The following is an 11,173-nucleotide window of genomic DNA, read 5'->3' as shown; positions in this document are numbered from 1 at the left end:
CCATGAAAAATCTAATATACACCTTCTTGACTCTATCTTTTTTATCCCTGTCCATCGCTTCATGTGACCTGGATCTTACGAATCCCAATGCCGCTACTGAAACCCAGGTCCTTAATACAAAGGATGGACTGCTGGCCCTGGCTGTAGGAATCAATCAAACATACTCAACATTAGGGTTGGGGTCCGCTATATTGACCCCGTCAGTTACTACCCGTGAAACAGCTATTATGACAACGTTTGCTAATCTTGAAGAGCTCGAAGCAGGAGGACAACGGCTATCCGGTGAAAACGGATATACTGTGCGATTATTCACCCGGATAATGAAAGCCAAGGGAATGGCAGAAGATTTACTGGAAAATATAGACAATGTATCTATGGATCCCGGTACAGCAACTGGTCTTCAGGGATGGGGAGGCCTTTTCCGGGCAATTTGTCTCGGTGATCTGGCCAATCATTTTGATATGGTTGCCATTGAAAACAATGTCAACAATGAGGCGGTTTACAGTGATCGAACAGACGCATACAATGAAGCTGTTAATATTTTGACCACTTCCATTTCTTCACTACAATCGACTCAACTCACCAACGAATTTAATTCTATTGTCAGTCCTGGCATCGATTTACTCAATTCAAGCAGGCTCCTCCTGGCGCGATATCACCTATTCCTTGGCAATTATGATGCAGCAATAGAAACTGCTAATCAAGTGAATTTGTCTTCAAAGTCAGAATTCCAGTTTGACGGACAAAACCAAAACCCTGTCTTCATAGGAATGTTCGATGGCACAGTCAGTTACGCCCCAAGGGCAGATTTTGGTTTACCTGAAGGACTCAAAGTAAATCCTGAAGACCAGAGAATCTCATTCTGGATTGACAAAACCCAATCTGCGAACTCCCTAAATAACCTTCCTATAGCTACAATGATTGCCCCTTTTTACAATACTAATACTTCTCCAATACCTGTATATCGGCCAGGTGAAGTTTTGTTAATATTAGCGGAAGCATATGCCCGAAAAGGAGAAGTGGAACAAGCAGAAAATTACATAAACCGGGTAAGACAAAAACAACCCTCAGAAGATATTTATGGTCTCGGGGCAGGTCTACCTGATGAATTCACCTCGGAAGGGGACCAACAGGTCCTACTTAATGAAATATATAAAAACAGGAGATTGGAACTCTTTCTTACAGGGATGAGTCTGGAGGACAGTCGCAGATTTGAACGTCCGCAACCTTCTGCCGATCCCTCATTGACAGCTGAACGCAACCGGAATTTCTATCCATATCCTGAAAATGAAAGGCAAAATAATGAGAATACCCCGAATAATCCGGAGATATAGATATATTGGAGCCAGAAGACCGAAGAAGGAAGCCTGAATCTGACTTCCTGCTTTTATCTTTTTCACTATCTTCATCCCATTATTTTGGCAAAAATTATTCATGAACAAGCATAAGAACTTTTTTATAGCCCTTGAAGGGATTGATGGAAGTGGGAAAAGCACGCAGTTAAAATTATTATCAGAAGCATTACAGGAGAAAGGTCATAAAATATACTCCACATGTGAACCTACGAAGAGCAGGATTGGACAGATTATCAGGGATGCTTTTACCCACAAAATTGAACTTGACCACAAAGTCATAGCCGGGTTATTTGTAGCTGACCGATTAAACCATTTGCTGGATAAAAATGAGGGTATCATTACAAAACTGACTGAAGGTTACACAGTAATTACCGACAGGTATTATTTTTCATCTTACGCTTATCAGGGTGTCCATGTTCCTTTAGACTGGGTCATCCAGGCCAATGCTATGAGCGCCGAACTAAAAAGGCCTGACTTAAACATCTATGTAGATATCGACCCCGCAACGAGTATGAATCGACTCCAAAAAACCAGAGAGTCCATTGAATTGTATGAGACCTTCGAAAATTTGCAAAATGTAAGGGACAAATACCTTGAAGCCATTAATAAGCTCAAAAATCAAGAGGAAATTTTTATAGTAGACGGAACAAATCCCCCAAAATCAATAACTAATGCCATTATGGAAAAAATCAATTCACTTACTGTATAACCTGAAATCGAGTAAAAATTTAAATGATACTTTTCTATGAGTTCTATCATGATCACAATTATTCATAAATTTCTCATAAGAAATTTTAGATAAGCAGGTTAAAATTATTTTCAAAGTAATATCTTAGAAAAAAGAATTGATTTGGAAACGATGGGTATTCAAAGGTTAAACCACGCAAGTTTTCCGGTTCTTTCAACAGAAAGATTGGTTTTAAATCAGGTTCTGTACAGCGATATTAATGCCATTAAAGACTTGGCCGGCCATCCCAAAATTGCAGAAACCACATTGAATATACCGTCCTCTTATACAATACAGGATGCCACGAATTGGATAAACGGTATTTATGAAGGATACAAAAAAAATACACAAATCACATTTGCCATTCGTACAAAACATTATCTGACTCTAATGGGTGCTATTAGTTTGAAAATCAACCAAAAATTCAATAATGCTGAAATTGGCTACTGGGTAGGGGTACCCTATTGGAATAAGGGATATGCAACGGAAGTTTTAGCCCGGATCATCCGCTTTTGTTTTGAAGACCTTCTTCTGCATAAAATATTTGCTACTTACCTTGCGCACAATGAAGCGTCCGGGAAAGTTATGCGCAAAAACGGTATGGTCCGTGAGGGCGTATTGAAAGACCATATTAAAAAAGGGGAAAAATATTTCGATCTAATTCAATACCGACTCACGAAAAGTGAATTTCAAACTATTTCGGAAATGGAATAAATAGAAAAGTCCCGTCCAGCAAATCTATCAATTTGGCATATTTTAGTCACCATTATACTATTACCTGACATAATTTCCGATTTAAGACGCTTTGGCTGAAAAACAAAAATTTAATTTTAAAAAATTACTATATTTTAACACTGGTAAAATTTTATTGGGAAATATTCGCTAGCAACACGGATTAGCAACACACTTATAAATCACTAAATATCAATAATTTAATCACTGAATATTGTATAGTACTTTTTAAATTTTAGCTCCGATCCTGCCATGCATATAAAAGAAATTTAGATCGGAATAATACCAATTCAAATTACATTTACCAGCCTCACGCATGATATTTGCGCCCTTTATTACAAAAAAATTAATTATAATGTCAGAAAGTGGTCATTATAAAAACTCAAAAACAAATCAAAACCTATTAAAATGAAAGTATTAGTTATCGGAGCGGGTAATATGGGATTAACATATGCCACAGGTATTGCAGAATCGAAAACAGTTAAACAAGAGGATCTGATGATTATGGATGCTGCTCCTGATAAAATTGAATCTCTCAAAAAGCTAGATTATTTTGATGTATACGATAAAATTGAAGATTGCATCGAAAAAGCAGATATTGTTTTAATAGCTGTAAAGCCATACCATGCAAAAGATCTTTTTGCCAGCATTAAAGATCGGGTTAGAGATGACCAGATATTCGTATCTCTAATGGCTGGAGTTACTATAAAAACCATACAAGATCTCCTGGGGATCAGCAAGGTAGTAAGAACCATGCCCAATCTTCCTGCACAAGTAGGAAAAGGATTAACTTCTTTTACCGGATCTGATAAAGTATCCAAGGTAGAATTAGAATCTGTTAAAAAACTATTGGATACTACGGGAATATCCCTTGCGGTTAAAAATGAAAAATTTATTGATGCTTCTACAGGTATTTCCGGAAGTGGCCCGGCATATGTTTTTTATTTCATGCAGGGAATGATTGATGCAGCACTCAATATGGGATTTTCATCAGAAGAAGCAAAGCTACTTGTAAAACAAACTTTTGAGGGAGCTACTGAGTTATATAGTAAGTTTGATCTTTCACCTGAAGAATGGATGGACAGAGTCGCATCGAAAGGGGGAACTACCCGAGCTGCTTTGGATTCCCTGGAAAGTAACAATGTTGGAAAATTTATCAAAGAAGCCGCATTTGCAGCCTATAATCGTGCTGAAGAGCTCGGTAAATAACTTTTAATATTTAAATTTAAATATATATGTACAAAAAAAGGATAGTCATTAAGGTGGGTACGAATGTAATGACCAATCGGGATAACCGGATCGTAAGACCGGTATTACGCGGACTGGTCAGGCAAGTTGCAGAATTATACGAAGAAGATGTTATGAGCGTCCTTATATCTTCGGGATCCGTCATTGCAGGAAAAGAAGTTCTCGGTGAATGCAACACTGAGGACCCAACTAAAAGAAGACAAGTGTTTTCGGCCATCGGCCAACCCAGAATGATGCGATTATATTATAACTTTTTTCGGGACTACGGAATGAAATGTGCACAGGTATTGGCTACCAAAAGAGATTTTAATCCTGGAATGCACCGTGAAAATATGATCAATTGTTACGAAGGATTGTTAGGAGAGGGAGTAGTACCTATTGCAAATGAAGATGATGCCGTATCTGTGACCAGGTCCATGTTCTCCGATAACGATGAATTAGCGAGTCTGGTAGCAGAATTAATACAGGCTGATATGTTAATTATCCTGACGGATATAGACGGTTTATATACAGGACATCCTGATGCCGATGATACTGAAATAATTAAGAATGTCAAGATTCATCACGATGTTGAAAAATACATTCAAAAAAATGAAAAAGGAGAGGCTGAAGGCCGTGGTGGAATGGAATCTAAATTAAAAATAGCCAAACATACTGCTTCAAAAAATATAACGACATACATAGCAAACGGCAATACCGAAAATATTATCATCGATATTGTCAATGGAAAAAATGTAGGAACAAAAATTACTAGGTAATAAAATTTACATAATGAAACTTATTCAGACTGAAGTAAAAAATAATACCCTCAAATCCATGATGAAAATTCTGGACAGGGATAGAGATAAAATAATAAATGCTAATAAAAAGGATCTGGACTCGTTTGACAAATCAGACAGAGCCATGTATGATCGCCTGATTGTAGATGACAAAAAAATAGACGGGATGATCCAGGCCGTAAAAGAAGTCATGGAACAGGATGATCCCGTCGGCAAAATAAAATCAACTGTTAATCTGGAGAACGGACTTGAAATAACAAACAGGACAGCACCTTTTGGCACAATAATGATCATTTATGAATCCAGACCTGATGTTACCATAGAAGCTGCAGTACTGGCATTTAAAGCTAATAGCAAAATACTTCTTAAAGGAGGGAAAGAAGCCAAAAACAGCAATCTTGTTCTGGTCGATTGTTGGCACGAAGCATTGAAAGAAAACGGGCTTTCTACAGATTGGATACACTTGTTGACATTTAACAGGCAAGAAACACAAGAATTCTTAAAAAATCCAACTGAGAGGTTAGACCTTATTGTACCCCGGGGAGGAGAAAGGCTTATAGCCTTTGTCAAAGAACATGCAGAATGTCCCGTTTTGGTAAGTGGACGGGGAAATAATTTCCTATACGTTGCTGAAGACGCTGACTGGGACAAAACCCTGAACGTTGTGGTCAATGCTAAAACCCATAAAATCTCAGCCTGTAATGCTCTGGATAAAATTCTTGTAAATAAGAACCTTCCCGACTACGAAAATCGTCTTAAAGAGCTTAGAAAAGCACTGGAAGACAATAAGGTGGAAATTTTGGTTGACGACAACGTACACAATGTATTGGGTGACCTTTCTACAATTCCAAATGAAGATACCTGGTACGAAGAATTCCTTGCGCTTAAAAGTTGTATCGGAGCTGTAAGCAGCTTGAACGAAGCGATTGACAAAATCAACAAGTATTCTGGAGGTCATTCAGCTACAATAATGACTTCAGATAAAAATGATGCACTTAACTTTATGGAGCAAATTGATGGTGCTGCCGTTTACCATAATGCTTCCACTCGATTCACAGATGGTGGCCAAATGGGGGTCGGCGCTGAATTAGCTATCAGTACGGATAAATTACACCACCGAGGTCCACTGGGATTAGAACAATTAGTGACCAACAAATATTATGTATTTGGAGATGGTCAGATCCGGGAATAATTAAATTGTCAAGAATATTTATGGGCTTTTTTGAAGCTAATACCTTTGAAAGAGCCCTTTTTTATTTATCGCAGATTAGGGTAAATCGTAGCCTTTCCCAATTTGAAAGTAACAGCACCCTCTCCCAATCCTTGCTGCATCCTTCTTCCCCGGGCAGAAGGAATTGAAGATTTGTGCGATTGAACATTGTTGGATTGAAAGATTGGTCATAGACTTATTGAAGATTGCATGATTGACCAATTGTCTACCCTTCTTCCAATAATTCAAACTTTTTACTGCTATCGTTCAAGCGTAACCCCCATTTCTTCAAAATTGGTTCTTCCAGCTTTCGTTGTCGATACTCATCCGGAGTCATTATCGGTACTCCCTGTACAATGGGATAAAATCTCTCACATTCAGGGCAAGTCAACATCCCTTCAATAATCGATGATTCAGTATCTCTTACAAAAACTTCTAATTCAAGGTCACTTTTGTCCTGGGGACAACACAATTTATGTAAAAATTCTTCTCTCATTACATTCCTAATTTTTCAAATGATTTCTGATACTCCTTAATACTATTTTCAATATTCTCACTATTTAAAATACCTGATATAACAGCCACACCATCGAATTTCCAATCTGACAACGTGAGTAAATTATCCGAATTGATACCTCCTGAAATGAAAATAGGTATTCGAAGTTGTTTTGCAGCATAATGAACGGTACCAGAGTCTATAATTTCACAATCACCAGCTGAAGAAGAAGGGAAAATGGAGCAAAATGATATGTAATCGACATTCGTTTCACCTGCTTTTTCTACGCAAACTTTATTATTACCACAAGTAATCCCAATAATTCGCTCCTCTCCTATTTCATCCCTGATTTCTTCCAGATTTTCCGGAAATTGATCAAAATGTACACCTTCAAATGAAAATTCCTGCAACCATTCCCAACGATTATTAATTATTACAATACAGTCAAATTGAGAGGTAATAGATAAAAGTTGTGTGATAAAATCATAGATATCTTCTTCATCGTCGAACAACGTCCAATGGTCCCATATCTGCAAAATCGCAACACCATTCGAAAGTGCTATCCTTACCTTTTCAAATAATTCTTTACGAGGTAAAGAAGGATCAACCACCAGATACAAGCCTTTCAAAAATTTCTTTTTTTTCGTCATTGCAACCCCATTTTCAATGCTTGAAAAAAAGCGCCCCAATAGGGGTCAGAATCCAAGGGCTCGAATTCTTTACGCTGATTATTTTCAGAAACAAAAAATATACCTTTCCGATCCGTAAACTCTCCTATTTTACAGGAATGTATTCCAGCTTCCATAAGACCATTTATAAGTTCATTAGTACATTGAGAAGATACAGACATTATCATAGATCCTGCCCCCACACAAAAACGGGGATCAATAGCAAATAATTTCCCAACTTCACTGACTTCTTCCCTCTGAAGGATTTTATCTAAATCCAGATTAAATCCACATCCCGAAGCCATTGCCATTTCATATACAGCCCCGACGATTCCCCCTTCGGTGGCATCATGCATCGCAAATAATTCTCTCTTTGGCTCCAGAAGTTCGGAAGCCAGTAATGCCTCTTTTAATGATGAGGTCTTGTAAAAGTTTTCAGCTGCCTTTTCCTGGACAGTAACTCCACAATTTTCTACTACATGTAGTGGAAAAGAACGGGCCAATATGGAAGTCGCGGTCAGTCCTGATCCTTTCGTCATTATAATATCACTTCCGGGTTGTGCTCCACTACTAACTAAAATCTGGTCCAGCGGTGCTTTCAAGATCATGGTACCCCCACCGCAAACTGTGGAATGCTGCCCCTCTATCTTACTACTATGCCCGCCGGTAATGCTGACACCAATATCGTGGCAAAATTCATGTATATACTTCCAATATTCATTAAATAAATCCATGGATAAAGAAGTGGGTAGGTTGAGTACAAACTGCGCATATTGTGGGGCAAATCCACTCGTGGCCATATCATTGACGATAAGGTGTACAGACAACCATGCTGAAGCTTTCATTCCCAATGAGGGTATAAGAGATAAAGGATCACTGGAAAGCACCAAACCTTCATTATTTCCCAAATCAACAACTGATGTATCAACACCAAACTGAGGACCGGTAATTACTTCTTGTCTCTTTCTACCGGTTCTTTCGAAAATCAGAGATTTGAAATCATCATTGGAAATTTTACCTGCACTCCATTCCATTTCACTCATGATACATCATTTAATCTTACATGCAGACCAAAGAAGTCTCCATACGGCTGATTCCATTCCTGGACCGGGAACCATTTTGGCAATCCCGTAGTTCGCCAGGTAATGGTATAATCTCTTCCATTGAGTGCTTCTTCGATTATTGAAATCAGTTTTCGGGGAGTATAAAAAGTAGCTGTAATATAAAATGGATTTTGACCGAAAGTTTGTTGAATTCTTCTCCGGACAACTTTAGTCGAATTGCGGTTCATCATACCAAACACCATTCCATACTTACCTACCCTAGCGGCCTCCCTGATCACTTTGACCGGGTCTTTATAATACTCGAATGTCGTAATAAAAGCCAGGGCATCAAAAGTGTGATCCTTAAAGGGCATATGGTGTGAATCAGCCAACACTACATCGCCTTCAAATAAATGAATGGCTTGTCCCAACATAAATGGGGAGATATCGCCACCTGATGCTTTGATGCCAATATCCTTCCACCAACGGGTAAATCGACCGGTTCCGCATCCAAATTCCAGCAGGGTTTCTACCCTTTCGTCCTGTTTGATCAAATCTCCAATGACTTTTTTCTGATATACTTCGGCTCTCTTATATCGTCCTTCATACCATTGTTCGTATGTGTCCGTATATTCACGGTTAAAAAACCATTCCTTCCTTCCTTGCCAATTAGTCAAATCGCGGTTTATAGCGTCAATTGGTTTATCTGATAACTCAGTCATATCTCTGTTTTATATCTTACATAATATAGCTGACTGGATGATCGAGTATAGAGAAGTTTGAATAGCAATACTACTAAGCATTCCCTACGCTGGCATTATCCAGGTCAGGTCACGGGTATTATCTCAGCGCAATGGCACCCCGAGCTCAAAGCCAATATTACAAAAAAGTATATGATTTAACAACCCTTTAAAGGACAATTACCTTTCCAGCTCGTTTTGAAAGGTAAAACAATACTATATTCTGTATATAGATATTACAATCTTCAAACACCTGGCTTTTATGAATTCACCTGCTTTCCTGATCGTCGTCACTTTCGTTATCTTCCTGGCCTGTCAACCCGGTTCCAATACCTCAAGTGTAAAAAACGGCCCAATGAAAATTTCAATCGAGGTACCGGAAATTTCCGAATCGGAGAAAATGACCCCATCCACATTTTTCCAACCTTCCCAAACCATTGTGTTGAAAATGAACCCCAAAATGCCTCTACAAAGCATTGGCAAATTTGAAAAATTCAACAATCATTGGATAGTATTAGATGCCGTACAAAACTACATCTTCAGGTATGATTCTTCAGGGATTATGGTCAACAGGATCGGCGCGATAGGGAATGGTCCTGGTGAATACCTGGAAATAACAGACTTTTCAGCTCAAAATGATGAAATCGTTATTTATTCCAATAGTAGTCGGAAAATTATACATTACAACCTCAAGGGGAAAGTCACAAAAGAGCTATCGGTCCCTTTCTTTGCCAATCAAATTGAAATTCTGGATTCTTTTTACATTTTAAATACTGGGACTTCCAATCCGGACGTACCTTTTGATATACTATGCCTGGACCGGGCAGGGAAAGTATTAGACTCCTTCCACAATAACTCTCAAATCACGTTGCAATTAGATTTTTCGTCTTCAGGTTTTCTACATAAAAACATGGAGGATCAGATTCGTTTTCTCCCTACCTTTGGCAATACCGTTTATAATTTGAATTCTGAAACTAAATTTAAACCCTACCTGACCATTGATCTGGGACCAAATGAAATCGATTTTACTAAATTTGAAAGTATGGATAAATTTTTAAATTCCTATTTCAAATATACCTGGCTATCAAACCGCTATTTTGAAAACAAAGCAATGCTTTTATTCTATTACATGGAGGATAAAAGGATCAAATATGCCATTCATAAAAAAGGTGAATATAAAATCTACACAAGGGATCAAATAAAAGAAGTAGACCAATTCAAACCTATTTCTGTGTTAAAGTCAGGATATATCGATGATCAATATTTCTATTCTACCTATTTCATACGACCGGAAGACTACCAATGGATTTACACCACCATTGACTGGCCACAAGAAGTAAATTCTGATACTGAAAAGAAAAGTTTTATAGAAAAAGCCGATGCAATTATTTTCAAATATAAAATTCTATAATTAAATAGGAGTATAAGATTTATTGGCTTAAAAAAAAGCCACTGCTCCATACAACGGTCAAAATTATGTTGGACCACTGCCTTCAAAACATGTTGCACAATTTTTTGTTACCCCCTGTAAACAAAAGCATCTAAAAATGAAAATACTACTTGTAGGTGGGAATGGAACCATCGGAAAAAGAATTGCGGAAAGATTGAAATCAGATCATGAATTAATCATTGCCGGCAGGTCCACGGGCGATATAAAACTGGACATGAGCAATGGAAATGATATTGACCAGTTATTTCAAAAGACAGGTAAGATCGATGCTTTAGTCATTACAGCCGGATCTGCACCTGTAAAGCCGCTTGAAGAACTCTCCTTTGGTGATTTTCAACAAGGGTTCGAAAGTAAAATGATGGGGCAAATCAACCTTGCCTTGAAAGCAATCCCCAATATAAAACCCGGGGGCAGTATAACCCTTACCTCTGGTATACTTTCTCATGATCCTATCCCCTATGGCACAGTTCTCAGTACTATTAATAGTGCGGTTAATGGTTTTGTAATCGGATCCTATGGAGAACTACTTTACAAAGGGATACGTATCAATGCCGTAAGCCCCGCTCTGGTAGAAGATTCAGCGGAAAAACTATCTGAATATTTCCCAGGACATACACCTGTTGGAATGAAAGAGGTGGTAGATGGATACATTAAAAGTCTAAAATCCAATATTACCGGCAAAATCCTAAATATCCCTGCATAATTTTTTAGTCAAAAAAATCAGT

The 11,173-nt window shown here is 38.0% G+C and carries 12 protein-coding genes and 1 riboswitch; of the genes, 8 read left to right on the top strand and 4 right to left on the bottom strand.

The genetic code is table 11. The features are described from left to right. Positions 1-2: 2 nt before the first annotated feature. The 6 genes from LVD47_RS12160 (at position 3) to LVD47_RS12135 (ending at position 6,033) form a co-directional block, all read left to right on the top strand. A complete protein-coding gene (locus LVD47_RS12160) occupies positions 3-1,334 on the top strand; it encodes a RagB/SusD family nutrient uptake outer membrane protein (protein WP_236976307.1) in 1,332 nt (443 codons plus the stop codon). Between the two features lie 100 nt (positions 1,335-1,434). Continuing rightward, the gene (gene tmk / locus LVD47_RS12155; protein WP_236976305.1) at positions 1,435-2,064 is read left to right on the top strand and encodes a dTMP kinase; all 630 of its coding nucleotides are present in this window, start codon (positions 1,435-1,437) and stop codon (positions 2,062-2,064) included. 150 nt (positions 2,065-2,214) lie between these two features. After that, complete coding sequence (locus LVD47_RS12150; RefSeq protein WP_236976950.1) at positions 2,215-2,796, top strand: GNAT family N-acetyltransferase; 582 nt, start codon at positions 2,215-2,217, stop codon at positions 2,794-2,796. 426 nt (positions 2,797-3,222) lie between these two features. Next, positions 3,223-4,023 (top strand): pyrroline-5-carboxylate reductase, encoded by an 801-nt coding sequence (gene proC, locus LVD47_RS12145; protein WP_236976304.1) that lies wholly within the window; start codon positions 3,223-3,225, stop codon positions 4,021-4,023. 26 nt (positions 4,024-4,049) lie between these two features. After that, positions 4,050-4,820 carry a glutamate 5-kinase gene (proB, locus tag LVD47_RS12140; protein WP_236976303.1) on the top strand — a complete coding sequence of 257 codons (771 nt, stop codon included), beginning with the start codon at positions 4,050-4,052 and terminating at the stop codon, positions 4,818-4,820. A 13-nt stretch (positions 4,821-4,833) separates the two neighbouring features. Then, on the top strand, positions 4,834-6,033 hold the full coding sequence (locus LVD47_RS12135; RefSeq protein ID WP_236976302.1) for a glutamate-5-semialdehyde dehydrogenase: 1,200 nt from the start codon (positions 4,834-4,836) through the stop codon (positions 6,031-6,033). A gap of 244 nt (positions 6,034-6,277) precedes the next feature. On the opposite strand, the gene LVD47_RS12130 is transcribed toward LVD47_RS12135, so the two are convergent. The 4 genes from LVD47_RS12130 to LVD47_RS12115 are packed head-to-tail and all read right to left on the bottom strand — an operon-like array spanning position 6,278 to position 8,980. Further along, positions 6,278-6,547 carry a Trm112 family protein gene (locus LVD47_RS12130; RefSeq protein ID WP_236976301.1) on the bottom strand — a complete coding sequence of 90 codons (270 nt, stop codon included), beginning with the start codon at positions 6,545-6,547 and terminating at the stop codon, positions 6,278-6,280. Further along, positions 6,547-7,197 (bottom strand): thiamine phosphate synthase, encoded by a 651-nt coding sequence (locus tag LVD47_RS12125; RefSeq protein WP_236976300.1) that lies wholly within the window; start codon positions 7,195-7,197, stop codon positions 6,547-6,549. Before LVD47_RS12125 ends, LVD47_RS12130 begins: the two co-directional genes overlap by 1 nt. After that, positions 7,194-8,258, bottom strand: a complete 1,065-nt coding sequence (locus tag LVD47_RS12120) for an AIR synthase family protein (protein WP_236976299.1) — start codon at positions 8,256-8,258, stop codon at positions 7,194-7,196. Before LVD47_RS12120 ends, LVD47_RS12125 begins: the two co-directional genes overlap by 4 nt. Next, positions 8,255-8,980, bottom strand: coding sequence for a class I SAM-dependent methyltransferase (locus LVD47_RS12115; protein ID WP_236976297.1), 726 nt, complete (start codon positions 8,978-8,980; stop codon positions 8,255-8,257). Before LVD47_RS12115 ends, LVD47_RS12120 begins: the two co-directional genes overlap by 4 nt. A gap of 63 nt (positions 8,981-9,043) precedes the next feature. Continuing rightward, positions 9,044-9,132: riboswitch (TPP riboswitch) on the bottom strand. A 221-nt stretch (positions 9,133-9,353) separates the two neighbouring features. Between LVD47_RS12115 and LVD47_RS12110 the strand changes: the two genes are divergently transcribed. Both LVD47_RS12110 and LVD47_RS12105 read left to right on the top strand, forming a co-directional pair. Further along, complete coding sequence (locus LVD47_RS12110) at positions 9,354-10,409, top strand: DUF4934 domain-containing protein (RefSeq protein ID WP_236976295.1); 1,056 nt, start codon at positions 9,354-9,356, stop codon at positions 10,407-10,409. A gap of 136 nt (positions 10,410-10,545) precedes the next feature. After that, positions 10,546-11,151, top strand: coding sequence for a short chain dehydrogenase (locus LVD47_RS12105; protein WP_236976293.1), 606 nt, complete (start codon positions 10,546-10,548; stop codon positions 11,149-11,151). Positions 11,152-11,173: the final 22 nt, after the last annotated feature.

Origin of the sequence: Membranihabitans maritimus, assembly GCF_021729145.1 — a bacterium.
Taxonomy (GTDB): domain Bacteria; phylum Bacteroidota; class Bacteroidia; order Chitinophagales; family Saprospiraceae; genus Membranihabitans; species Membranihabitans maritimus.
The sequence above is the reverse complement of the archived record's forward strand: the minus strand, read 5'-3'. Positions and strand labels throughout refer to the sequence as shown.